Raw genomic sequence first — 25,320 nt, 5'->3', positions numbered from 1 at the left:
GATCGCCCCCGCCGGCAAGCCGTGCTGCTGCGGGACGGTGTAAAACCAAAGCTCTTGACCTTGATCTTGATCTTCTTACGCGATGGCACAGGCGCCGCCGAACGCGACGTCAAGGCGCCAGGCCGAACGGAGGTGTCGTGGAGTGGGTTGAGCGGCAGGAAGCCGCGAAAGCCGTGCAGGCCATGGATGGCCCATCACGGCGGACCCACGGAGCGGCGCCGGAGTGAGGGAACCGAGACGAAGTCGCGGCCCAGCCTTTCGCAGGGCTTTTTTGGTTACTTTTTCAGCTCTTGGAAAAAGTGACCCGCCGTAAGGGCGGAAAGGTGAATCAGTGCCACCATCGCAAATGGATATGCTCCCCAGAATCTGAGCCACTACCACTGGGGACAGATCCGTTAATGCGGTGGCTGAACTGAAGGGTTTCGCCCCTTACGGGCGACCTACTTTCCTTACGGGGAAAGTAGGCAAAGCCATTGCGACAGGCTGGGGCCCTTCGGGCTTCCCTCGCTCCGGCGCCGTTCCGGGGGCACGCCGTCCCGTCCATCTGAGCGCCGTCCCTGGCCAGCACGGCTAGCGGCATCCCTGCCGCTCATCCCCCTCCACGACACCTGCGCTCGGCCTGGCGCCTTGACGTCGCGCTCTGCGGCGCCTGTGCCATCGCGCACGAAGATCAAAAGCTCACCACCGATCCGTAGCAGCACGGCTTGCCGGCGGGAGCGATCTTGAGAACGCCATCGCGAGCAAGCTCACTCCTACAGGGTTGAGGTCAGCCACACCCGTAGCAGTCCGGCTTGCCGGCGGGAGCGATCTTGAGAACGCCATCGCGAGCAAGCTCACTCCTACAGGGTTGAGGTCAGCCACACCCGTAGCAGTCCGGCTTGCCGGCGTCGGCGATCTTGAGTACGCCATCGCGGGCAAGCGCGCTCCTACAGGGTTGAGGTCAGCCACACCCGTAGCAGTCCGGCTTGCCGGCGTCGGCGATCTTGAAGACGCCCCCGCCGGCAAGCCGTGCTGCTACGGGGTTGTGGTTATTTCTTCTGGGCGTCGAATGCCTGGCCGTTGATGCCGCTGCTGTCGGGGCCCATCAGGTAGAGGTAGACCGGCATGATTTCTTCGGGTGTCGGGTTGTTCAGCGGGTTTTCCGCCGGGTACGCCTGGGCGCGCATGTCGGTTCGGGTGGCGCCGGGGTTGATGCTGTTGGCGCGTACCGAGGCGACGTCTTCGAGTTCGTCGGCCAATGTCTGCATCAGGCCTTCGGTGGCGAATTTCGAGACGCCGTAGGCGCCCCAGTAGGCCCGGCCCTTGCGGCCGACGCTGCTGGAGGTGAACACCACCGAGGCGTCTGCGGACAGCTTGAGCAGCGGCAGAAGGGTTGCGGTGAGCATGAAGGTCGCGTTGACGTTGATGTGCATCACGCGCATGAAGTTCTCGCCCGACAACTGTTCGATCGGGGTGCGCGGGCCGATGATCGAGGCGTTGTGCAGCAGGCCGTCAAGGCGCCCGAACTCGGCTTCGATCATCGCCGCGAGTTCGTCGTATTGGTGGGGCAGGGCGGTTTCCAGATTGAACGGAATCACCACTGGTTGCGGGTGCCCGGCGGCCTCGATCTCATCGTAGAGGGCGGACAGGCTGGCTTCGGTCTTGCCCAGCAAAAGCACCGTTGCACCGTGGGCGGCGTAGGTTCTGGCTGCTGCAGCGCCAATGCCGCGGCCTGCGCCGGTCACCAGAATGACGCGATCCTTGAGCAGTTCGGGGCGAGCGGAGTAGTTGAACATTGTGAGCCTCTTCAGTTCTTGAACAGTCTCTGTAGGAGCGCGCTTGCCCGCGATGGCGTGGCGTCAGCCACCACCGATGTCACAGGCATACCGCTATCGCGGGCAAGCGCGCTCCTACAGGTGTTGCATTCAGCAACTGCACAGCGCGTTATCAAGCACCCGGCGCAATTCCAGCGGGTGATCCACCACCACGTCGGCGCCCCAGTGATCCGGGTTGTCGTGGGGATGAATATAGCCGTAGCGCACGGCGGCGGTCCGGGTGCCGGCATCGCGGCCGGATTCGATATCCCGCAGGTCATCGCCGACGAACAGCACGCTGGCCGGGTCCAGGTCGAGCATCTTGCAGGCCAGCAGCAGTGGCTCGGGGTCCGGCTTGCTTTTGGTCACGTGGTCCGGGCAGATCAGCACGGCCGAGCGTGTGTCCAGTCCAAGCTGCTCCATGATGGGCTGGGCGTAACGCACCGGCTTGTTGGTCACCACGCCCCAGATCAGCTTCGCCTTCTCGATGTCCTCCAGCAGCGCTTCCATGCCCTCGAAGAGCTTGCTGTGAACGGCGCAGTCCTGCTGGTAGCGCTCCAGGAACTCCTGGCGCAGGGCTTCGAATTCCGGCTCGTTCGGCGACATGGCAAATGCCGCCGAGACCATGGCCTTGGCGCCGCCGGAAATCTCGTCTCGAATCAGTTTGTCATCGATGGGCGGGAAGCCACGCTCGGCCAGCATGGCCTGGCAGATGGCGATGAAATCCGGCGCGGTGTCGAGCAGCGTGCCGTCCATGTCGAAAAGAACTGCCCTCAAGCGCATGACTCAGGCCCCCTTGAGCGTCTGGATCATGTAGTTGACGTCGACGTCCGAGGCCAGCTTGTAGTGCTTGGTCAGAGGGTTGTAGGTCAGCCCGATGATGTCCTTGACCTCGAGCCCCGCCTGGCGGCTCCATGCACCCAGCTCGGACGGGCGGATGAATTTCTTGAAGTCATGGGTGCCGCGCGGCAGCAGGTTCATGATGTATTCGGCGCCGATGATGGCGAACAGGTACGCCTTCGGGTTGCGGTTGATGGTGGAGAAAAACACCTGGCCGCCCGGCTTGACCATGCGATAGCAGGCGCGGATCACCGAAGACGGGTCAGGCACGTGCTCAAGCATCTCCAGGCAGGTGACCACGTCGAACTGCTCGGGCATTTCTTCGGCCAGGGCCTCGGCGGTGATCTGCCGGTATTCCACGCTGACCCCGGATTCGAGCTGGTGCAACTGGGCCACGGCCAGCGGCGCCTCGCCCATGTCGATGCCGGTCACCGTCGCGCCGCGCAAGGCCATGGCCTCGCTGAGGATGCCGCCGCCGCAGCCGACGTCCAGCACCTTCTTGCCGGCCAGGCTGACGCGCTCGTCAATCCAGTTCACCCGCAGCGGGTTGATGTCGTGCAGCGGCTTGAACTCGCTGTTGCGATCCCACCAGCGATGGGCCAGGGCTTCGAATTTGGCGATTTCGGCGTGGTCGACGTTGCTCATGTGTGATCCCTCTAAACTTGAATTTCGGTGGCCGGTCATGGGTCTGGCCATGATCGCGCGGCAATGTGACGATGCTGTTCGGTTCAGGTGCTGGCGGCGATGCGATTGCCCCAGGCCCGGGCGGTTCGGGTCAGGGCCTGTTCATCCATGCGCGTCAGGCGCTTGTCCTGCAGGAGTTGCTTGCCCGCGACCCAGACGTGACTGACACAGTCCCGGCCGCTGGCGTAAATGAGTTGTGACACCGGGTCGTAGATCGGCTGCTGCGCCAGGCCCGACAGGTCGAACGCGACCATGTCGGCAGCCTTGCCCAGTTGCAGGGACCCTGTGACGGCTTCGATGCCCAGCGCCCGGGCGCCATTGAGCGTGGCCATGCGCAGGGCGCGATGGGCGTCCAGGGCAGTGGCCGAGCCTGCGACGGCCTTGGCCAGCAAGGCGGCGGTGCGGGTTTCGCCCAGCAGGTCCAGGTCATTGTTGCTGGCGGCGCCGTCGGTGCCCACCGCCACGTTGACCCCGGCCTGCCACAGGCGCTCCACGGGGCAGAAACCGCTGGCCAGCTTGAGGTTCGACTCGGGACAGTGAATCACGCTGGAGTTGCTTTCCACCAGTATCGCCAGGTCTTCGTCGCTGATCTGGGTCATGTGCACGGCCTGGAAACGCGGCCCCAGCAAGCCCAGGCGCTGAAGGCGGGCGAGGGGGCGTTCCTGGCACTGTTGCACGGCGTCGTGCACTTCAAAGGCGGTTTCATGGACATGCATGTGAATCATCGCGTCCAGCTCGTCGGCAATCACCCGGATCTTCTCCAGGTTCTCGTCACTGACGGTGTACGGCGCGTGCGGGCCCATGGCGATGGAAATGCGCTCGTGGTGCGCCAGATCGTTGAACAGTTCGACGCCGATGTGCAGCGATTCATCGGCGTTGCGCGCGCCGGGAATCGGGAAGTCCAGTACCGGAACGGTGATCTGGGCGCGCATTCCACTGTTATGCACGCGTTCGGCGGCGACCTTTGGGAAGAAATACATGTCAGAGAAACAGGTGATGCCGCCCTTGAGCTGTTCGGCGATGGCGATATCGGTGCCGTCGCGAACGAAATCCTCATCCACCCACTTGGCTTCGGCGGGCCAGATATGGTTCTTGAGCCAGGTCATCAGCGGCAGATCGTCCGCAAGCCCCCGGAACAGGGTCATCGCGGCGTGGCCGTGGGCATTGATCAGGCCCGGGGCGAGCAACATGCCGGGCAGTTCGCGCACTTCTATGGCATTTTGCCGTAAGGCCTCGGCTTTCGGGCCGATGTAGACAATCATGCCGTCACGGATGCCGATACCGTGCTGCTTCAGGACCACGCCGGCGGGTTCGACCGGCACCAGCCAGTCTGGCAGCAGCAACAGGTCGAGCGGTGCAGCGGAGTGGGGCATGGGGCGGCATCCATTGGCTTATTACGGGGAGGGCGAAGTATACCCGAGCGTCCGGACGGACGGCTCGCTATAATCCGCGGCTTTTTTCATCTGCTGGCTTGTGTTTCGATTTCAAAATCATATGTGGGGTGTGCAATGCGCGATCGATTACTGGCTGCGGAAAAAGTGAAGGCCATCGATTGGCGGGACGGCACGCTGTACCTGCTGGATCAGCGGGTCCTGCCGCACGAGCAGACCTGGCAAGCCTGTGACACGGCCCTCGGTGTGGCCCAGGCTATCAGCAGCATGGTCGTGCGCGGCGCGCCGGCCATCGGCATCGCGGCAGCCTATGGCCTGGTGCTGGCGGTCATCGAGCGTTACGCCGCAGGCGGCGACTGGCAGATGGCGCTGGAAGAAGACTTCGACCTGCTGGTCAACGCCCGACCTACCGGCGTCAACCTGTTCTGGGCGCTGAACCGCATGCGCGAGCGCCTCTATCGCCTCAAGGATCACGAAGATCCGCGCGCCGTCATGGAAGCCGAGGCGCTGGCGATCCACGAAAGCGACCGCGAAGCCAACCTGACCATGGCCCAGTTGGGCGCCGAGCTGATCCGCAAGCATCAGGGCAACCTGCAGACCGTGTTCACCCATTGCAACACCGGCGCGCTGGCCACCGGCGGTTTCGGCACGGCCCTGGGCGTGATCCGCGCAGCTTATATAGAAGGCATGATCGAGCGCGTGTATGCCGGGGAAACCCGCCCCTGGCTGCAGGGCTCGCGCCTGACGGCCTGGGAGCTGGCCAACGAAGACATCCCGGTCACGGTGACGGCGGATTCGGCGGCTGCGCACCTGATGAAGACCAAGGGCATCACCTGGGTCATCGTCGGCGCGGATCGCATCACCGCCAATGGCGACATCGCCAACAAGATCGGCACCTATCACCTGGCGGTCGCGGCGATGCACCACGGCGTGCGTTTCATGGTGGTTGCGCCCAGCTCGACCATCGACATGAACCTGGCCAGCGGCGAGGACATCCTGCTCGAGGAGCGCGACGGTCGCGAGTTGCTGGAGCTCAACGGCCACCCGGTCGGTGCGCAGGTCGATGCCTTCAACCCGGTGTTCGATGTGACGCCTGCGGACCTGATCGATGCCATCGTGACCGAGAAAGGCATCGTCGAGCGTCCCGATACGGCCAAAATGGCGCAACTGATGTGCCGTAAGCGCCTGCATTGAGCCCATTGTCGTCAGTGCTACCGACGTTCCGGGGGAGGGCTGTCGGGCCCTGTAAGCCCTTCTCAGGCGCCTAATGGCGAAATGGCTCACTTTCAAGGGCTTCAAACACTTCGTGCCTGACGGCGTTTGTGGTAATATCCGGCGGTTTCCAGGAGGGCGCACTGCGGCCCTCTTCATTGCGCAAATCCATGGCTTAACTCGCTGATTTGTCGTAAGTCGCCCCAGGCACAGGCCTGCGGCGGCGAGCTTCGTTTATCCCGGATGGATGCGCGAAGTTTCACCAGAAAAAGGAATCAGGCTTCTCATGGGCGAACTGGCCAAAGAAATCCTCCCGGTCAATATCGAAGACGAGCTGAAACAGTCCTACCTCGACTACGCGATGAGCGTCATCGTCGGACGTGCTCTGCCCGATGCGCGCGACGGCTTGAAGCCCGTGCACCGGCGTGTTCTGTACGCGATGAGCGAACTGGGTAACGACTGGAACAAGCCGTACAAGAAATCCGCCCGTGTGGTCGGTGACGTCATCGGTAAGTACCACCCCCATGGCGACACCGCTGTCTACGACACCATCGTGCGTATGGCACAACCTTTCTCCCTGCGCTACCTGCTGGTAGACGGCCAGGGCAACTTCGGTTCGGTCGACGGCGACAACGCCGCGGCCATGCGATACACCGAAGTGCGCATGACCAAGCTGGCCCACGAGCTGCTGGCGGACCTGCACAAGGAAACCGTCGACTGGGTGCCCAACTACGACGGCACCGAGCAGATCCCGGCGGTCATGCCGACCCGTATCCCCAACCTGCTGGTCAACGGTTCCAGCGGTATCGCCGTGGGCATGGCGACCAACATCCCGCCGCACAACCTGGGCGAAATCATTGATGGCTGCCTGGCGCTGATCGACAACGGCGACCTGACCGTCGACGAGCTGATGCAGTACATCCCCGGCCCCGATTTCCCGACCGCGGGCATCATCAACGGCCGCGCCGGCATCGTCGAAGCCTACAAGACCGGTCGTGGCCGCATCTACATGCGCGCCCGTTCCACTGTCGAAGACATCGACAAGGTCGGCGGCCGCCAGCAGATCGTCATCACCGAGCTGCCGTACCAGCTGAACAAGGCGCGTCTGATCGAGAAGATCGCCGAGCTGGTCAAGGAGAAGAAGCTCGAAGGCATCACCGAGCTGCGCGACGAGTCCGACAAGGACGGCATGCGCGTGGTCATCGAGCTGCGTCGTGGCGAAGTGCCTGAGGTCATCCTCAACAACCTCTACGCCCAGACCCAGCTGCAAAGCGTGTTCGGCATCAACATCGTTGCGCTGATCGACGGCCGTCCGCGGATCCTCAACCTCAAGGACCTGCTGGAAGCCTTCATCCGTCACCGTCGCGAAGTCGTCACCCGTCGCACCGTGTTCGAACTGCGCAAGGCTCGCGAGCGTGGTCACATCCTCGAAGGCCAGGCGGTTGCCCTGTCCAACATCGACCCGGTCATCGAACTGATCAAGGCTTCGCCGACCCCGGCCGAAGCGAAGGAAGGCCTGATCAGCACGCCGTGGGAATCGAGCGCCGTGGTGGAGATGGTCGAGCGCGCTGGCGCCGAGTCGTCCCGCCCGGAAAACCTCGATCCACAGTACGGCCTGCGTGACGGCAAGTATTTCCTGTCGCCGGAACAGGCCCAGGCCATCCTGGAACTGCGTCTGCACCGCCTGACCGGTCTGGAACACGAAAAACTGCTGACCGAGTATCAGGAAATCCTGACTCAGATCGGCGAGCTGATCCGCATCCTCAACAGCTCCACGCGCCTGATGGAAGTCATCCGCGAAGAGCTGGAACTGATCCGTGCCGAATACGGCGACGTGCGCCGCACCGAGATTCTCGATGCGCGCCTGGACCTGACCCTGGGCGACATGATCCCGGAAGAAGAGCGCGTCGTGACCATCTCCCACGGTGGCTACGCCAAGACTCAACCGCTGGCCGTGTACCAGGCCCAGCGTCGCGGAGGCAAGGGCAAATCGGCTACAGGCATCAAGGATGAGGACTACATCGCTCACCTGCTGGTCGCCAACAGCCACACCACGCTGTTGATGTTCTCCAGCAAGGGCAAGGTCTACTGGCTCAAGACCTACGAGATTCCGGAAGCGTCCCGCGCTGCCCGTGGTCGTCCGCTGGTCAACCTGTTGCCGCTCAGCGAAGGTGAGTACATCACCACCATGCTGCCGGTCGATCTGGAAGCCATGCGCAAGCAGGCTGACGAAGAAGAGGCCGAAGGCGTCGAGTCCGATGTCGACGACATCGAGAACAGCAACGAGACCGAAGAAGAGCGCCGCGCGCGCATCAAGGCCGCCGACAAGAAGAAGGCTCCGTTCATCTTCATGTCCACCGCCAACGGCACCGTCAAGAAGACCCCGCTGGTGGCCTTCAGCCGTCAGCGTAGCGTCGGTCTGATCGCCCTGGAGCTGGACGAAGGCGACATCCTGATTTCCGCCGCCATCACCGACGGCGAGCAGGAAATCATGCTGTTCTCCGACGGCGGCAAGGTCACCCGCTTCAAGGAATCCGACGTCCGCGCCATGGGCCGTACCGCCCGCGGTGTGCGTGGCATGCGCCTGGCCGAGGGCCAGAAGCTGATCTCCATGCTGATTCCGGAAGAGGGCAGCCAGATCCTCACCGCCTCCGAGCGCGGTTATGGCAAACGTACCGCCATCACCGAGTTCCCTGAATACAAGCGTGGCGGCCAGGGCGTGATCGCCATGGTCAGCAACGAGCGTAACGGCCGTCTGGTCGGTGCGGTTCAGGTGCAGGACGGTGAAGAGATCATGCTGATCTCCGACCAGGGCACCCTGGTTCGTACCCGCGTCGACGAAGTGTCGAGCCTGGGCCGCAACACTCAGGGCGTGACCCTGATCAAGCTGGCCAAGGACGAGAAGCTGGTGGGCCTGGAGCGTGTCCAGGAGCCTTCCGAAGTCGAGGGCGATGAGCTCGAGGGAGAAGGTTTCGACGGCGAAGTGCTGGAAGGCGAGGTCACTCACCTCCCTGACGCCGACGACGCTGCCGGCGACCTGCAAGCCGATGCCGGAGCCGACGAAGAAGAGTCGCAGGACTGATAGACGTTGTATTTGAGGGCCCATTCGTGGGCCCTCTTGGCTTTGGCCAGAACTGCAGCTTCGTCGCCGGGCGCGTGGTTGCGGATGTTTCGAATTCAACGATTTGACGAGAGTGGATATGAGCAAGCGAGCCTTTAACTTCTGCGCTGGTCCCGCCGCGCTTCCTGAAGCAGTCCTGCAGCGTGCCCAGGCCGAAATGCTGGACTGGCGTGGCAAGGGCTTGTCGGTGATGGAGATGAGCCATCGCAGCGACGATTACGTGGCCATTGCCGAGAAGGCCGAGCAAGACCTGCGTGACTTGCTGTCCGTCCCCTCCAACTACAAGGTGCTGTTCCTGCAGGGCGGCGCCAGCCAGCAGTTCGCCGAGATCCCGCTGAACCTGCTGCCGGAAACCGGAACCGCAGACTACATCGAGACCGGTATCTGGTCGAAAAAGGCCATCGAGGAAGGGCGCCACTTCGGCAACATCAACGTTGCTGCCAGTGCCAAGCCCTACGATTACTTGGCGATTCCGGGCCAGAACGAGTGGCAGCTGACCAAGAACGCCGCCTACGTGCACTACGCCTCCAACGAAACCATTGGCGGCCTGCAGTTCGACTGGGTCCCTGAGACAGGCGACGTGCCGCTGGTGGTCGACATGTCTTCGGACATCCTCTCGCGCCCGATCGACGTTTCGCAGTACGGCCTGATCTACGCCGGTGCGCAGAAGAACATCGGCCCGAGCGGCCTGGTGGTGGTCATCGTGCGTGAAGATCTGCTGGGCCGCGCCCGCAGCAGCTGCCCGACCATGCTCAACTACAAGGTCTCGGCCGACAACGGCTCGATGTACAACACCCCGGCGACCTACTCCTGGTACCTGTCGGGCCTGGTGTTCGAATGGCTCAAGGAGCAGGGCGGTGTCGAGGCCATGGAACAGCGCAACCGCGCCAAGAAGGACCGCCTGTACGGTTTCATCGACAGCAGCGACTTCTACACCAACCCGATCAGCCACAACGCCCGTTCGTGGATGAACGTGCCGTTCCGCCTGGCTGACGAGCGCCTGGACAAGTCGTTCCTGGCCGGCGCCGACGCCCGTGGCCTGCTCAACCTCAAGGGCCACCGCTCGGTGGGCGGCATGCGCGCCTCGATCTACAACGCCCTGGGCCTGGACGCGGTCGAAGCCCTGGTGGCCTACATGGCTGAATTCGAGAAGGAACACGGCTGATGTCTGAACAAGAGCTCAAGGCGCTGCGGGTTCGCATCGACAGCCTGGACGAAAAGGTCCTGGAGCTGATCAGCGAGCGTGCACGCTGCGCGCAGGAAGTGGCGCGGGTCAAGATGGCCAACCTGGCCGAGGGCGAGGAGCCGGTGTTCTACCGTCCCGAGCGTGAAGCCGCCGTGCTCAAGCGCGTCATGGAACGCAACCGTGGCCCGCTGAGCAACGAAGAGATGGCGCGTCTGTTCCGCGAAATCATGTCGTCGTGCCTGGCGCTGGAGCAACCGCTGAAGGTCGCGTACCTGGGCCCTGAAGGCACCTTCACCCAGGCTGCGGCACTCAAGCATTTCGGCCATGCCGTCATCAGCAAGCCGATGGCTGCCATCGACGAAGTGTTCCGCGAAGTGGCCGCCGGTGCGGTCAACTTCGGCGTGGTGCCGGTGGAAAACTCCACCGAAGGTGCGGTCAACCACACCCTGGACAGCTTCCTCGAGCATGACATGGTCATTTGCGGCGAGGTTGAGCTGCGCATTCACCACCACCTGCTGGTGGGTGAGAACACCAAGACCGACAGCATCAGCCGCATCTACTCCCACGCCCAGTCGCTGGCCCAGTGCCGCAAATGGCTGGACGCCCATTACCCGAATGTCGAGCGCGTGGCGGTGTCCAGCAACGCCGAGGCGGCCAAGCGGGTCAAGGGGGAGTGGAACTCGGCGGCCATCGCCGGTGACATGTCGGCAAGCCTGTACGGCCTGACGCGCATTGCCGAAAAGATCGAAGACCGTCCGGACAACTCGACGCGTTTCCTGATGATCGGCAACCAGGAAGTGCCACCGACCGGCGACGACAAGACGTCGATCATCGTGTCGATGAGCAACAAGCCTGGCGCACTGCATGAGCTGCTGGTGCCTTTCCATGAAAACGGCATCGACCTGACCCGTATCGAGACCCGACCTTCACGCAGCGGTAAATGGACCTACGTGTTCTTCATCGATTTCGTCGGCCACCACCGTGATCCTCTGATCAAGGCGGTGCTGGAGCGGATCAGTGGCGAAGCCGTGGCCCTCAAGGTGCTGGGTTCCTATCCAAAGGCCGTGCTCTAAACGGTTTTGATCTTGTAGCAGCACGGCTTGCCGGCGGGGGCGTCCTCAAGATCGCCCCCGCCGGCAAGCGGAGCGCCGCCCGGCCGGGCTGCTACGGTCCGGGTAACCATCGATCTGCGTTTTAGAAGAGGTAAAGCGGTAAATGAGCGGCGACTTCCTCGCGCTGGCACAGCCTGGCGTGCAAAAACTTTCGCCATACGTTCCCGGCAAGCCGGTGGACGAGTTGGCCCGTGAGCTGGATATCGATCCGGCGCGCATCATCAAGCTGGCCAGCAACGAAAACCCCATGGGCGCCAGCCCCAAGGCGTTGCAGGCCATCCAGGATGCGCTGGTCGAGCTGACCCGCTACCCTGACGGCAACGGCTTCGACCTCAAGCAGGCGCTGTCGGTGCGTTGCGGCGTCACGCCCGCTCAAGTGACGCTGGGCAACGGCTCCAACGACATTCTTGAAATCGTCGCGCGCGCCTATCTGGCGCCGGGCTTGAATGCAGTGTTCAGCGAACACGCCTTTGCGATCTATCCAATCGTCACCCAGGCCGTGGGCGCCAGTGCGCGCGTGGCCAAGGCCAGGGACTGGGGGCATGACCTGCCGGCCATGCTGGCGGCCATCGACGGCAATACTCGGGTGGTTTTCATCGCCAACCCGAACAACCCTACCGGCACCTGGTTCGGTCCGCAGGCCCTGGCTGACTTCCTCGCCGACGTGCCCAAGGATGTTCTGGTGGTGCTGGACGAGGCCTACATCGAGTACGCCGAAGGCGCCGAGTTGCCCGATGGCCTGAACTTCCTGGCCGATTACCCGAACCTGCTGGTGTCGCGGACCTTCTCCAAGGCCTACGGCCTGGCCTCGCTGCGGGTCGGCTATGCGCTGTCTTCGCCGGCGGTGGCCGACGTGCTCAACCGCGTCCGCCAGCCATTCAACGTCAACAGCCTCGCGCTGGCCGCTGCCTGTGCCGCGCTGGACGACGCCGATTACGTGAGCCGCAGCCGTCTCCTGAACGAAGCGGGCATGCAGCAACTGGAAAATGGCCTGCGTCAGTTGGGGCTGGGCTGGATCCCGTCCAAGGCCAACTTCATTGCCGTGGACCTGGGCCGTGAAGCGGCGTCGGTCTATGACGGCCTGCTGCGTGAAGGCGTGATCGTGCGCCCTGTTGCCGGCTACGGCATGCCGAACCATCTGCGGGTCAGCATCGGCCTTGCGGATGAGAACACCCGTTTCCTCGAAGCATTGAGCAAGGTTCTGGCGCGTGGTTGATGTCATTGCAGTGCAATCCGCTGCACCTATGATCGGCCGCCTGGTGGTGGTCGGTCTCGGTCTGATCGGGGGCTCGTTCGCCAAGGGCTTGAAGGAAAGCGGTCTGTGTCGCGAAGTGGTCGGCGTCGATCTCGACCCGCAGTCGCGCAAACTGGCCGTCGAACTGGGTGTGGTCGACCGTTGTGAAGACAATCTTGCTACAGCTTGCGTCGGGGCCGATGTCATTCAGTTGGCCGTGCCGATCCTGGCCATGGAGAAACTGCTGGGCGTGCTGGCCAAGCTCGACCTGGGCGATGCCGTGCTGACCGACGTGGGCAGTGCCAAGGGCAACGTCGTGCGTGCTGCACGGGAAGCCTTCGGCGAAATGCCTGCGCGTTTCGTGCCCGGCCACCCGATTGCCGGCTCCGAGCAGAGCGGGGTGGAGGCCTCCAACGCCCAGTTGTTCCGTCGGCACAAGGTCATTCTTACGCCGCTGCCGCAAACCGATGCCGACGCCCTGGCGCTGGTGGACCGCATGTGGTCGGCGCTGGGTGCCGATGTCGAGCACATGCAGGTCGAGCGTCACGACGAAGTGCTGGCCGCGACCAGCCATCTGCCGCACCTGCTGGCGTTCGGCCTGGTGGATTCGCTGGCCAAGCGCAATGAAAACCTGGACATCTTCCGTTACGCAGCCGGCGGTTTCCGCGATTTCACCCGCATCGCCGGCAGTGATCCGGTGATGTGGCACGACATCTTCCTCGCCAACCGCGAGGCGGTGCTGCGCACCCTGGACACCTTCCGCAGCGATCTGGACGCCCTGCGCGACGCCGTGGACGCTGGCGACGGTCACCAACTGCTGGGCGTGTTCACCCGCGCCCGGGTGGCCCGCGAGCATTTCGGCAAGATTCTGGCCCGCCGCGCCTACGTTGAAAAAGTCTCTGCCCAAGAGCAGGTCTTTGTCGCGCAGCCCGGCGGCAGCGTCAGCGGGCAGATTCGCGTGCCGGGCGACAAGTCGATTTCCCATCGCTCGATCATGCTCGGCTCGCTGGCCGAAGGCACGACCGAAGTCGAGGGTTTCCTCGAAAGCGAAGACGCCCTGGCGACCTTGCAGGCGTTTCGCGACATGGGCGTAGTCATCGAAGGTCCGCACCACGGGCGCCTGACGATTCACGGCGTCGGCCTCAATGGCCTGCAACCCGCGCCGGGTCCGATCTACCTGGGCAATTCCGGCACCTCGATGCGCTTGCTGGCCGGGCTGTTGGCGGCGCAACGCTTCGACAGCGTGCTCACTGGCGATGCCTCATTGTCCAAGCGTCCGATGGAACGCGTGGCCGAGCCGCTGCGCCAGATGGGTGCGGTCATCGAAACCGCAGCCGACGGGCGCCCGCCGCTGACCATTCGGGGTGGCAAGCTTCTGTCGGGCATCAGTTACGTCATGCCGATGGCCAGCGCCCAGGTCAAATCCTGCCTGTTGCTGGCCGGTCTTTATGCAGATGGCGCCACCACCGTGACCGAGCCTGCGCCGACCCGCGACCATACCGAGCGCATGCTGCGCGGTTTCGGTTATGCGGTGGCGGGCAACGGCGCGACGGCTTCGGTGAAGGCGGGCGGCGCGCTCGTGGCATCGCGCATCGAGGTCCCGGCGGATATTTCCTCGGCGGCGTTCTTCCTGGTTGCGGCGTCCATCGCCCAGGGTTCGGAATTGTTGCTTGAGCATGTCGGCGTCAATCCGACTCGTACCGGGGTGATCGACATTTTGCGTTTGATGGGGGCGGACATCGCCGTGCAGAATCTGCGCGAAGTCGGTGGCGAGCCTGTGGCGGACCTGCGTGTTCGTCATGCCAGACTCAAGGGCATCGAGATTCCAGAGGCCCTGGTGCCACTGGCCATCGACGAGTTCCCGGTGCTGTTCGTCGCCGCAGCCTGCGCCGAAGGGCGTACCGTGTTGCGAGGCGCCCAGGAGTTGCGCGTCAAGGAGTCCGACCGCATCCAGGCGATGGCCGACGGTCTGACCGTGCTGGGCATCAAGGTTGAACCCACCGCCGATGGCCTCATCATTGAAGGTGGCACGCTCGGTGGTGGCGAAGTCGATGGTCACGGCGATCATCGCATTGCCATGGCATTCAGTATCGCGTCGTTGCGCGCAGCGGCCCCGATCCGTATTCGGGACTGCGCGAACGTCGCGACTTCATTCCCCAATTTCCTGGCCCTGTGTGGCCAGGTGGGTATTCGTGTAGCGCAAGAGGGGCAATCGTGAAAGTTCAAGCTCCGGTCATTACGATCGACGGACCAAGCGGTTCCGGGAAAGGGACGGTAGCGGGCCTGTTGGCCAAGCGCCTTGGGTGGTGCCTGCTGGATTCGGGCGCGCTGTATCGTCTGCTGGCGTTCGCTGCCCGCAACCACGGCGTGGACCTGACCAACGAGGAAGCGCTCAAGCTTCTGGCCGCGCATCTGGATGTGCAGTTCGAGGCGGCGACCGACGATCATGGTCAGCGCATCATTCTCGAAGGCGAAGACGTCACCCTGGCGATTCGCAACGAACAGATCGGCAGCGGCGCCTCGCAAGTGGCTTCGTTGCCTGCTGTGCGTGAAGCCTTGCTGCAGCGCCAGCGGGCATTCCAGGAGTTCCCGGGCCTGATCGCCGACGGCCGCGACATGGGCACCGTGGTGTTCCCGGCCGCGCCGCTGAAGGTTTTCCTGACCGCCAGCGCCGAGGAGCGTGCTCGTCGGCGATATTTGCAGTTGAAGGCCAAGGGCGACGATGTTAGTCTGTCGAGTCTGCTAGATGAGATACGTGTCCGTGATGAACGCGACACCCAGCGAGCGGTAGCCCCGCTCAAGCCGGCGCAAGACGCCATTCAGCTGGATTCCACCGAATTGTCCATCGAGCAGGTGCTGGAACGCATCCTGAGTGAAGTCGCTCTTCGCGATCTCGCTGGATGACCAGAAAGCCATACGGGAAGACCAGTCATAGTCCCGTAGGCTTTCTTTCATATGAACGAAACCCACGTGGTCTGGAACGTGGCAGATGGGCGGCTACTTCGCCCTTATCCAACAGGAATTAAAATGAGCGAAAGCTTTGCAGAACTTTTTGAAGAAAGCCTGAAGACCCTCAACCTTCAGCCAGGTGCCATCATCACCGGTCTGGTTGTCGATATCGACGGCGACTGGGTTACCGTACACGCTGGCCTGAAGTCCGAGGGCGTCATCCCGCTCGAGCAGTTCTACAACGAAGCTGGCGAGCTGACCATCAAGGTCGGTGACGAAGTTCACGTTGCGCTGGACGCGGTCGAAGACGGCTTTGGCGAAACCAAACTGTCCCGCGAAAAAGCCAAGCGTGCTGAGTGCTGGATCGTTCTGGAAGCGGCTTTCGCAGCTGAAGAAGTGGTCAAGGGCGTTATCAACGGTAAGGTTAAAGGCGGCTTCACTGTCGACGTTAACGGCATCCGTGCGTTCCTGCCAGGTTCTCTGGTTGACGTCCGTCCAGTGCGCGACACCACGCACCTGGAAGGCAAAGAGCTGGAATTCAAGGTCATCAAGCTGGACCAGAAGCGCAACAACGTTGTCGTTTCCCGTCGCAGTGTCCTGGAAGCCGAGAACAGCGCCGAGCGCGAAGCTCTGCTGGAATCCCTGCAGGAAGGTCAGCAAGTCAAGGGTATCGTCAAGAACCTCACCGACTACGGCGCATTCGTCGACCTGGGCGGCGTCGATGGCCTGCTGCACATCACCGACATGGCCTGGAAGCGCATCAAGCATCCATCGGAAATCGTCAACGTTGGCGATGAGATCGATGTAAAAGTCCTGAAGTACGATCGCGAGCGCAATCGTGTTTCCCTGGGTCTGAAGCAACTGGGTGAAGACCCATGGGTTGCTATCAAGGCTCGCTACCCGGAAAGCACCCGCGTTACCGCGCGTGTAACCAACCTGACCGACTACGGCTGCTTCGCAGAGCTGGAAGAAGGCGTGGAAGGCCTGGTACACGTTTCCGAAATGGACTGGACCAACAAGAACATCCACCCATCGAAAGTCGTTCAGGTTGGCGACGAAGTGGAAGTCATGGTTCTGGACATCGACGAAGAGCGTCGTCGTATCTCCCTGGGCATCAAGCAGTGCAAATCTAACCCATGGGAAGATTTCTCTGGCCAGTTCAACAAGGGCGACAAGATCTCCGGCACCATCAAGTCGATCACCGATTTCGGTATCTTCATTGGTCTGGACGGCGGCATCGACGGTCTGGTTCACCTGTCCGACATCTCCTGGAACGAAGTGGGCGAAGAAGCCGTACGTCGCTTCAAGAAGGGCGACGAGCTCGACACCGTGATCCTGTCTGTTGATCCAGAGCGTGAGCGCATCTCGCTGGGTATCAAGCAGCTGGAAAGCGATCCGTTCTCCGAGTACGTCACTGTCAATGACAAAGGCGCTATCGTTCGCGGTACCGTTAAAGAAGTTGACGCCAAAGGCGCCATCATCACTCTGGCCGACGACATCGAAGCTACCCTCAAAGCCTCCGAAATCAGCCGTGACCGCGTTGAAGACGCGCGTAACGTTCTGAAAGAAGGCGAAGAGATCGAAGCCAAGATCATCAGCGTTGACCGTAAGAGCCGTGTGATTTCTCTGTCCATCAAGTCGAAAGACGTTGAAGACGAGAAAGAAGCCATTCAGAGCCTGCGTAGCAAGCCTGAAACCGCAGAAAACACTGGTCCTACCACTCTGGGTGACCTGCTGCGTGCTCAAATGGAAAAACAGAACTGAGTTCTGTCTGACCATTGAAAAAGGGCGACTTCGGTCGCCCTTTTTTGTGGGCGGTGTTTTTTTCGGCAATCACCAGGCGCAAGTGATCACATAAGTGGGGCAGTGGGGCTGTTCAAATCCATTCGGTCATGCTAAAACCTTCAAAGCGCTTTACCTAGCTGCTTGAAAAAGAAGGGAAAAATATGACGAAGTCGGAGTTGATCGAACGAATTGTCACCCATCAAGGACTGCTCTCATCCAAGGATGTGGAGCTGGCCATCAAGACCATGCTTGAGCAGATGTCGCAATGCCTCGCCACAGGCGACCGTATCGAGATACGGGGCTTTGGCAGCTTTTCCCTGCATTACCGCGCGCCTCGTGTAGGCCGCAATCCAAAGACCGGACAGTCGGTCAGTCTGGACGGCAAGTTCGTCCCGCACTTCAAGCCCGGCAAGGAATTGCGTGATCGGGTGAACGAAGAGGAGGAGCATGAGCTCCAATAGCGTTCTAAAGGAGTGCTGAATGCGAAATCTCAAACGCCTGGTTTTTTTTATAGTCGTCGTGCTGATCGTCTCGGCGACGGTAGTATTCATGCTTGAAAACCAGCAGCCGGTGGCGTTGGTGTTCTTTGGCTGGTCGGCGCCCGAGTTTTCGGTGGCTGTACCGGTGATACTGGCGTTGTTGCTGGGCATGGCGATTGGGCCTGCTCTGGCATGCCTGATGAAACTTAATAGAAAATCCACCCCGAGGGCTCCCGCCACTCGTCAGGTTTAGACATGGCTGCGGCTGCCGCGCAGCACACATTTTCAATACTCGTTGCCGTCCACGTCTGTGCCCCCCGCTCGAGAGGTGCAGCGCTGTGCGTTCTTCGATTTCTTGACCCCACACGTTAGGACAAGGCCAGCCACAATGGCAAATAGCTCATCGACTGAAAAAACAACTGACGAAATCGATGTCATGGAAGTACTGACGGTGCTTTGGCAGCAGAAAGTGCTCGTGCTGGCCGCCGTTGTCGTCTGCACGCTGATCGCGGCCGCCTATGTGTCGCAGATCAAGCCGGTGTACGAGGCGCGAGGGTATCTATTACCTCCGACCAATGACGACATCAAGGAGATGAACAAGGGCCGCGGTGAGGAGTTGAGCCTCAAGCCCTTTACCGACAAGGACATGTATGACGTCTACACGCGTGAGCTTCAGGCAGAGGCAACGCGCAAGGCCGTATTTGACCGGGTCGTCCTGCCCGCCAACGCCGCTGCGGCTAACGGTGAGTCCCGGGAGGCGGCCTATGAACGCTTCCTGAAATCCGTGACCGTTTCGCCTGTCGGTGCCGAGCTGGACAAACGCTTTGCGATCACCGTTCAAGGCCAGGACCCGGCGCAGGCCGCCGCAGTGATCAAGGCCATGATTTTCGAGGCCCAGGAGGTAGCCGTTCCGGAAGTGATCGCATGGAGCGGGCGTCAGACCACCGTGGCCCTGGCCGATATTTCCCGGGACATCGCTCATCTGCGCGAAATCGAGAGCGAGACGCGCGAAGATGAGATCACTCGTCTTCAGGAGGCCCTGTCTGTCGCGCAGGCGATGGGTCTGGAGAATCCGGCCCCTGTCTCGGCATCGGGCAAGGCCCAGGTGGATGCTCTCGTGAATGACAAGCTCAGTTACATGCGCGGGACCAAGGCCCTCGCTGCGCAGATCCAGGTGCTGTCGGAGCGCAAGTCCGGTGACCCCTTCATCCCGAATCTGCGGACCCTGCAGATGAAAGAGCGCTTCATCGACAATCTCCAGATCAATCCCGAGCGTGTTCGCCTGTATCGTCTTGACGGTTCAATCGATGTACCTACCCAGCCGATGAGTTCGCGCAAGCGCCTGATTCTCGCGATGGGCGTGTTGGGCGGAGCGGGTCTGGGTGTATTCCTGGCCCTGGCCCGTTATTTCCTGATGGGCCGCCGCAAGATAAGTTGAGCCTGAAGGAGCATGTCGGCTAGCTGGATGAATGTCTGGCTGGCCGACATGGCTTGTAAGATTTTTGCCCAAACAGTCGGTCAAGTGCTCTGTAAGCTTGCGCACCCTTATGTGCAGTGTTGCCATGGTGTAGTGTAAAGAGATGTCAATGCGCCATGAATGATCCGGCATCTGTAACCCGGGCGGGGCAATTGTGTAATGGGCGGGAGCGCAACGGTCGAAATATTTATCGGCGACCAACTCTTTCAGATAATCGAAGGCATAATGTCCGGCAGTTCGGCGTCATGTGTTCAGACTTTGGCGACGGCGGCCGCAGGCACGTATCTTCCTTGATGTGGCGTGCAGGCGGAACGGGCTGAAGAAAGCGGGCAATGTTCGGCCAATAGCCGTAACAAATAACGATTATGGTCTCGCTGCTATCAAATTCATGATCTGAAGGTATGACAGGATGGCTTATCTTACGGACTCCCAGTTGGCCGAGGCAGGCTTCAGGAAACTGGGTAAGCACGTGAAAATCAGTGACAAGGCGTGCATCTACAATGCCGACCAGATCGAGATAGGAGACTACTCCCGTATCGATGACTTCTGCGTGATTTCAGGCAACGTGCGGCTGGGCAAATATAACCATATTACGCCCATGTGCCTGATCGCCGGAGGAGTGCCCGGTGTCTTCCTCGAAGACTTCTGTACGCTGGCTTATGGCGTCAAGGTCTTTTCGCAGTCTGACGACTACAGTGGTCACACCATGACCAACTCCCTGGTGTCGAAGAAGTTCAAGAACGAGACCTTTGCCGCCGTGCATCTGGGCAAGCATGTGATCATTGGTGCCTCCGCTGTCGTCTTCCCAGGTGTGACGGTTGCCGAAGGCTGTGCGATTGGCGCCATGGCGCTCGTCACCAAAAGCACCGCCCCATGGGGTGTGTACGCGGGGATACCGGCCAGGAGGGTCAAGGACAGGGAGAGAAGAATTCTGGAACTGGAGCCCTTGTTCCTCGAGGAACAGGCTCTGGCGGGCAATTCATAGGAAGGTGCCGTCAGCGGCACACATTCCCCCCATGGTTCGCTGATGCGCAGCGACCAGGGGCGTAAACACTTAAAGATTTGACTTAAGGCTATAGAATGAAAAGTATCGAAAACATCAAGTTGGCCATCGTGGGCCTGGGTTATGTAGGACTTCCGCTTGCCGTGGAGTTCGGCAAGATCCGCTCGGTGGTGGGATTTGATATCAACCAGTCCCGCATCGATGCCCTGAACGCCGGGCAGGATTCGACCCTGGAAGTCAGCGAAGAAGAACTCAAGCAGGCCAGACACCTGGTCTACAGCGCCGACCTGGAACAGCTCAAGCAGTGCAACACCTACGTGGTCACGGTGCCTACTCCGATCGACGAGTACAAGCAGCCTGACCTGACCCCCTTGATCCGTGCATCCGAGACCATCGGCAAGGTGCTGAAGGCCGGCGACATCGTCATCTACGAATCGACTGTCTACCCGGGTGCGACCGAGGAAGACTGCGTGCCGGTACTCGAGCGCGTCTCGGGCCTGAAATTCAACGTGGACTTCTTCGCGGGCTACAGCCCCGAGCGCATCAACCCGGGCGACAAGGAGCACCGCGTCACCACCATCAAGAAGGTGACTTCCGGTTCCACCCCTGAAATCGCCGAAGTGGTCGATCAGCTCTACAACCAGATCATCATCGCCGGTACTCACAAGGCCAGCAGCATCCGCGTTGCAGAAGCGGCCAAGGTCATCGAGAACACCCAGCGCGACCTGAACATCGCCCTCATCAACGAACTGGCCATCATCTTCAACAAGATGGGCATCGACACCGAAGAAGTGTTGAAGGCAGCCGGCACCAAGTGGAACTTCCTGCCGTTCCGTCCAGGTCTGGTCGGTGGCCACTGCATCGGCGTTGACCCGTACTACCTGACCCACAAGGCCCAGGCCATCGGCTACCACCCTGAAATCATCCTCGCTGGCCGTCGCCTCAACGACAGCATGGGCGCTTACGTCGTTTCCCAGATGGTCAAGTCCATGCTCAAGCGCCGCATCCATGTCGAGGGCGCGCGCGTCCTGGTCATGGGTCTGACCTTCAAGGAAAACTGCCCGGACCTGCGCAACACCCGCATCGTGGACATCGTTCAGGAACTGGCTGAGTACAACATCAGCGTGGACGTCTTCGATCCATGGGTCGATATCGCAGAAGCGCAGCATGAATACGGCATCACCCCGGTCACTGCTCCTGCAGAGGGCCAGTACGACGGCATCTTCCTGGCCGTGGCGCACAATGAATTCCGTGAACTGGGCGCGGCCCGGATTCGCAAGTTCGGCAAGGCGGAACACGTTCTCTACGACTTGAAATACCTGCTGACGGCTGAAGAATCGGATATCCGTCTGTAATCCGGGTGTTTCAAATTGCGTGTATCTGTCACGCTGAATGATTGGTTCAAGAGGTAAACATGAGTCGATATGACGAGGTTTTGAAGTCCCTTGCTTCAGAACCGAAAAAATGGCTGGTCACCGGGGTGGCCGGCTTCATCGGGTCGAATCTGCTGGAGACCCTGCTCAAGCTGGGTCAGACCGTCGTCGGCCTGGACAACTTCGCCACCGGCCATCAGCGCAACCTCGATGAGGTCAAGTCGCAGGTGGGTCCGGAGCAGTGGGGCAACTTCACCTTCATCGAGGGCGACATCCGCACGCTCGATGATTGCCACCGCGCCTGTGCCTCGGTCGATTACGTACTGCACCAGGCTGCGCTCGGGTCTGTTCCGCGTTCCCTGAATGACCCGATCACGACCAACGCGACCAATATCGACGGCTTCCTCAATATGCTGGTGGCTGCCCGTGACGCGAAGGTGAAAAGCTTCACCTACGCGGCCAGCAGCTCCACCTATGGCGACCATCCCGGCCTGCCCAAGGTCGAGGACGTGATTGGCAAGCCGCTGTCGCCCTACGCTGTGACCAAGTACGTCAACGAGCTGTACGCCGACGTGTTCGCGAAGAGCTACGGCTTCACCACCATCGGGCTGCGCTACTTCAACGTCTTCGGCAAGCGCCAGGACCCGGATGGTGCCTACGCCGCCGTGATTCCGAAGTGGACGTCGGCGATGGTCAACAATGAAGACGTCTTCATCAATGGCGATGGCCAGACCAGCCGCGACTTCTGCTTCATCGAGAACACCGTGCAGGCCAACATCCTGGCAGCGGTCGCCGAGGATGAGCAGGCGCGCAATCAGGTCTACAACGTGGCAGTCAGCGGCAGGACTGACCTGAATCAGTTGTTCGACCTGATCAAACTGAACCTGGGTGCGAACGGCGTGGTCTACGACAAATCGCCTGTATACCGCGATTTCCGTGCCGGCGACGTCCGTCATTCCCAAGCGGACATCGGCAAGATCACCCGCATCCTGGGGTATCAGCCAGATTTCGACATCGGGCAAGGAATTGCCAAAGCCATGCCGTGGTATATCGACTTCCTGTAAGTTCGATAAGGGGCCAGGTTTTCAGCGGTAACCTGGCCCTCTCTACGGAAAAAGCAAAAATTATAATGATAGTGACCGAATCATGATTCCATTCAACCGCCCTCCCTACACTGGTAACGAAGACCAGTACATTCTGTCTGCCATCAAGAGCGACAAGATTTCCGGCGACGGTGCATTCAGCAAGCGATGCCAGGCCTGGTTCGAAGAAGACCTGGGCTGCGCCAAGGTACTCCTGACCTCTTCGTGCACCCATTCGCTCGAAATGGCGGCGATCCTGATCGACGTGCAGCCTGGGGATGAAATCATCATGCCCAGCTACACCTTCGTCAGCACGGCCAACGCATTCGTACTGCGCGGCGCCACGATCGTGTTCGTCGATATCCGCCCGGACACGATGAACATCGACGAGACGCTGATCGAACAGGCCATCACACCCCGGACCAAGGCGATCGTTCCTGTTCACTACGCCGGCGTGGCCTGTGAAATGGACACCATCATGGACATCGCCAGGCGCCATGACCTCTACGTCGTCGAGGATGCCGCACAGGGCATGACGTCTTTCTACAAAGGCCGTCCACTGGGCACCATCGGTCACCTGGGTGCGTTCAGCTTCCACGAGACCAAGAACTACACCAGCGGCGGCGAGGGCGGGTTGCTCATCATCAATCACGAAGACTTCGCCAACCGGGCGGAAATCATTCGTGAGAAGGGCACCAACCGCAGCCAGTTCTTCCGCGGAATGGTCGACAAGTACACCTGGGTGGACGTGGGCAGCAGTTACCTTCCTTCGGACTTGCAGGCCGCATACCTGTGGGGGCAACTTGAGAAGTGCGACGAGATCAAGCGCAACAGACTGGCGACATGGAACACCTACCATGAGCTTCTGACGCCGCTGATGGCTGCCGGGCATATCGAGCTGCCGACGCTGCCAGAGGGCTGCGAACACAACGCCCACATGTTTTACGTGAAGGTGAAGGACATCGACGTGCGGACGGCACTGCTCAAGCATCTGTCCGAGAACGGTGTCTACGCAGTGTTCCATTACGTACCTTTGCACACCGCGGTCGCCGGGCCTCGGTTCAGCCGTTTCCATGGGCAGGACACCTACACGACCCTGGAAAGCGAACGGCTCATCAGGCTGCCGATCTTCTACGGCCTGAGTTCGACCGACTTGCAACACATTGCCTCGCAACTGGAGAGGTTCTTCAGTTGAAGTTGAAGGCTGTTGCTGTCTATGCCACCGGTACGGTACTTGGCGCTTTCTTCAGCTTGGTCACCCTGCCGGTCATGGCATGGTTCTTCAGTCAGGAGGATGTAGGTCGAATCGCACTGTTTCAGGTCGTGCTGTCGCTAGCGGTCGTCGGACTGAGCCTGGGCCTGGATCAGGCGTACGTCAGGCGGTTCAACGAGGAGCAGGGCGGCGAGCGGCTGGCCAAGACCTGCCTTGTGCCGGGCCTTGTGCTGCTGCTGGTGCTCGTCGCGGTGCTGGCCTGCTTTGGTGACAGGCTGTCGGGGCTGCTGTTCGATCTGGACAGCTTTGCCCTGTACGGACTGGCCGCGCTGACCCTGCTGATTCTGTATCTCGAACGCTTCCTGTCCGTGTTCCTGCGGATGAAGGAAATGCCGTTCGCGTACTCGTTGACCCGAATCATCCCCAAGGCGCTGATCCTGGGGATGGTCGCGGCCGTCTACCTGTTTCCCGAGTACAAGAACTTCACCTATCTGGTGATAGCGCAAGTCGTGGGCTGGGGCATGGCGGTCGCGATCATGTTCTATTACTTGCGGCCCAGTCTTACCCGGTACTTCGGTGCGCCCGTCGACAAGGCGAGTATCAGCACCCTGTTGTCGTTCGGCCTGCCTCTGGTGATCAATGGCATCGCCTTCTGGGGGCTGAGCTTCATGGACCGGATCATGGTCAAGGCGTACTCCTCGCTCTCGGAGTTGGGCGTGTATGCCCTGGCGTCGACCCTGGCCGGTATTGCCATCCTGTTTCAGCAAATATTTTCGACCATCTGGCACCCGATGATCTATAGATGGGTGGCAGAAGGCGTTTCGGTCGACAGGATTGTCGAGGTGAGTGAAGGCCTTCAGGTCTTTTCCTTCGTGCTGGTGTGCATCGTCGCCATGTTCGCGTGGTGCGTGCCTTACTTTCTGCCGGCAGGTTATGGCGCTATCGAGTACATCCTGATGGCCTGCCTTCTACCGCCGTTGTTCATCATGATTGCAGAGGCGACAGGTGTTGGAATCAACATCTCCAATGCCACCAGGTTCGCGCCTCTGGTGACGTTGCTCGCGCTGCTGATCAATGCCGGACTCAACGTGTGGCTGATTCCAGCCCACGGCGCTGCCGGTGCTGCTGCCGCTTCGGCGATTTCGTTTTATGCGTACGTGGTGTTTCGCACGGAAGCATCGATCCGGGTGTGGAAATATATGCCAAGACTACGTTTTTACTTCTGCGCCCTTATCGTGACTGCGATGGCCTGTGCCCAGGCATTGGCAGGGACGCTGCTGGGTTCCTATTCGCCTGTGATGTGGGTTTTTGCCTTGGTCACCTGTCTCATTGCTTATCGGCATAGCCTGGTGGCGTCGGTTTTGTATATACGGAAATTTGATTGAT

20 protein-coding genes are annotated in these 25,320 nt (G+C 60.9%); 16 read left to right on the top strand and 4 right to left on the bottom strand.

Translation table 11 applies throughout. The annotated features are described in order from the left end of the window. Positions 1-1,028 precede the first annotated feature (1,028 nt). The 4 genes from NPS29_RS10050 to NPS29_RS10035 form a co-directional block, all read right to left on the bottom strand. A complete protein-coding gene (locus tag NPS29_RS10050) occupies positions 1,029-1,775 on the bottom strand; it encodes a YciK family oxidoreductase (protein WP_274132328.1) in 747 nt (248 codons plus the stop codon). A 129-nt stretch (positions 1,776-1,904) separates the two neighbouring features. Next, positions 1,905-2,576, bottom strand: coding sequence for an N-acetylmuramic acid 6-phosphate phosphatase MupP (gene mupP, locus NPS29_RS10045; RefSeq protein ID WP_274132327.1), 672 nt, complete (start codon positions 2,574-2,576; stop codon positions 1,905-1,907). A gap of 3 nt (positions 2,577-2,579) precedes the next feature. Beyond that, positions 2,580-3,278, bottom strand: coding sequence for a bifunctional 2-polyprenyl-6-hydroxyphenol methylase/3-demethylubiquinol 3-O-methyltransferase UbiG (ubiG, locus tag NPS29_RS10040; protein WP_274132325.1), 699 nt, complete (start codon positions 3,276-3,278; stop codon positions 2,580-2,582). A gap of 83 nt (positions 3,279-3,361) precedes the next feature. Beyond that, positions 3,362-4,690, bottom strand: a complete 1,329-nt coding sequence (locus tag NPS29_RS10035; protein WP_274132324.1) for a TRZ/ATZ family hydrolase — start codon at positions 4,688-4,690, stop codon at positions 3,362-3,364. 135 nt (positions 4,691-4,825) lie between these two features. On the opposite strand from NPS29_RS10035, the gene mtnA reads away from it, so the two are divergent. The 16 genes from mtnA (at position 4,826) to NPS29_RS09955 (ending at position 25,319) form a co-directional block, all read left to right on the top strand. Continuing rightward, complete coding sequence (gene mtnA / locus NPS29_RS10030) at positions 4,826-5,902, top strand: S-methyl-5-thioribose-1-phosphate isomerase (RefSeq protein WP_274132323.1); 1,077 nt, start codon at positions 4,826-4,828, stop codon at positions 5,900-5,902. Between the two features lie 304 nt (positions 5,903-6,206). Beyond that, positions 6,207-9,002, top strand: a complete 2,796-nt coding sequence (gyrA, locus tag NPS29_RS10025) for a DNA gyrase subunit A (protein ID WP_274132322.1) — start codon at positions 6,207-6,209, stop codon at positions 9,000-9,002. A 118-nt stretch (positions 9,003-9,120) separates the two neighbouring features. Further along, positions 9,121-10,206, top strand: a complete 1,086-nt coding sequence (gene serC / locus NPS29_RS10020; RefSeq protein ID WP_274132321.1) for a 3-phosphoserine/phosphohydroxythreonine transaminase — start codon at positions 9,121-9,123, stop codon at positions 10,204-10,206. Continuing rightward, entirely contained in the window at positions 10,206-11,300 is a 1,095-nt protein-coding gene (gene pheA / locus NPS29_RS10015) for a prephenate dehydratase (protein ID WP_274132320.1), read from the top strand. The genes serC and pheA overlap by 1 nt, the downstream gene beginning before the upstream one ends. A 142-nt stretch (positions 11,301-11,442) precedes the next feature. Then, positions 11,443-12,555 carry a histidinol-phosphate transaminase gene (hisC, locus tag NPS29_RS10010; protein ID WP_274132319.1) on the top strand — a complete coding sequence of 371 codons (1,113 nt, stop codon included), beginning with the start codon at positions 11,443-11,445 and terminating at the stop codon, positions 12,553-12,555. 28 nt (positions 12,556-12,583) lie between these two features. Continuing rightward, complete coding sequence (locus NPS29_RS10005) at positions 12,584-14,791, top strand: bifunctional prephenate dehydrogenase/3-phosphoshikimate 1-carboxyvinyltransferase (RefSeq protein ID WP_274132336.1); 2,208 nt, start codon at positions 12,584-12,586, stop codon at positions 14,789-14,791. After that, the gene (gene cmk / locus NPS29_RS10000; RefSeq protein ID WP_274132318.1) at positions 14,788-15,477 is read left to right on the top strand and encodes a (d)CMP kinase; all 690 of its coding nucleotides are present in this window, start codon (positions 14,788-14,790) and stop codon (positions 15,475-15,477) included. Before NPS29_RS10005 ends, cmk begins: the two co-directional genes overlap by 4 nt. Positions 15,478-15,600: 123 nt before the next feature. Further along, complete coding sequence (rpsA, locus tag NPS29_RS09995; RefSeq protein ID WP_274132317.1) at positions 15,601-17,286, top strand: 30S ribosomal protein S1; 1,686 nt, start codon at positions 15,601-15,603, stop codon at positions 17,284-17,286. 182 nt (positions 17,287-17,468) lie between these two features. Then, positions 17,469-17,768 carry an integration host factor subunit beta gene (ihfB, locus tag NPS29_RS09990; protein ID WP_037011901.1) on the top strand — a complete coding sequence of 100 codons (300 nt, stop codon included), beginning with the start codon at positions 17,469-17,471 and terminating at the stop codon, positions 17,766-17,768. Positions 17,769-17,787: 19 nt separating this feature from the next. Beyond that, positions 17,788-18,039, top strand: coding sequence for a lipopolysaccharide assembly protein LapA domain-containing protein (locus NPS29_RS09985; protein WP_274132315.1), 252 nt, complete (start codon positions 17,788-17,790; stop codon positions 18,037-18,039). 135 nt (positions 18,040-18,174) lie between these two features. Next, entirely contained in the window at positions 18,175-19,224 is a 1,050-nt protein-coding gene (locus NPS29_RS09980) for a Wzz/FepE/Etk N-terminal domain-containing protein (protein WP_274132314.1), read from the top strand. 448 nt (positions 19,225-19,672) lie between these two features. Further along, positions 19,673-20,248: an acyltransferase gene (locus NPS29_RS09975; protein WP_274132313.1), complete on the top strand. Its 576-nt coding sequence runs from the start codon at positions 19,673-19,675 to the stop codon at positions 20,246-20,248. A 95-nt stretch (positions 20,249-20,343) separates the two neighbouring features. Beyond that, positions 20,344-21,621, top strand: coding sequence for a Vi polysaccharide biosynthesis UDP-N-acetylglucosamine C-6 dehydrogenase TviB (gene tviB, locus NPS29_RS09970; RefSeq protein WP_274132311.1), 1,278 nt, complete (start codon positions 20,344-20,346; stop codon positions 21,619-21,621). A gap of 59 nt (positions 21,622-21,680) precedes the next feature. Then, entirely contained in the window at positions 21,681-22,703 is a 1,023-nt protein-coding gene (locus tag NPS29_RS09965; RefSeq protein WP_274132310.1) for an NAD-dependent epimerase/dehydratase family protein, read from the top strand. A gap of 82 nt (positions 22,704-22,785) precedes the next feature. Then, positions 22,786-23,916: a dTDP-4-amino-4,6-dideoxygalactose transaminase gene (gene rffA / locus NPS29_RS09960; RefSeq protein ID WP_274132309.1), complete on the top strand. Its 1,131-nt coding sequence runs from the start codon at positions 22,786-22,788 to the stop codon at positions 23,914-23,916. Beyond that, a complete protein-coding gene (locus tag NPS29_RS09955; RefSeq protein ID WP_274132308.1) occupies positions 23,913-25,319 on the top strand; it encodes a lipopolysaccharide biosynthesis protein in 1,407 nt (468 codons plus the stop codon). The genes rffA and NPS29_RS09955 overlap by 4 nt, the downstream gene beginning before the upstream one ends. The last annotated feature ends 1 nt before the right edge of the window (position 25,320 follow it).

It is taken from the genome of Pseudomonas putida (genome assembly GCF_028682175.1).
In the GTDB taxonomy this organism is placed as follows: Bacteria; Pseudomonadota; Gammaproteobacteria; order Pseudomonadales; family Pseudomonadaceae; genus Aquipseudomonas; species Aquipseudomonas putida_AD.
The sequence above is the reverse complement of the archived record's forward strand: the minus strand, read 5'-3'. Positions and strand labels throughout refer to the sequence as shown.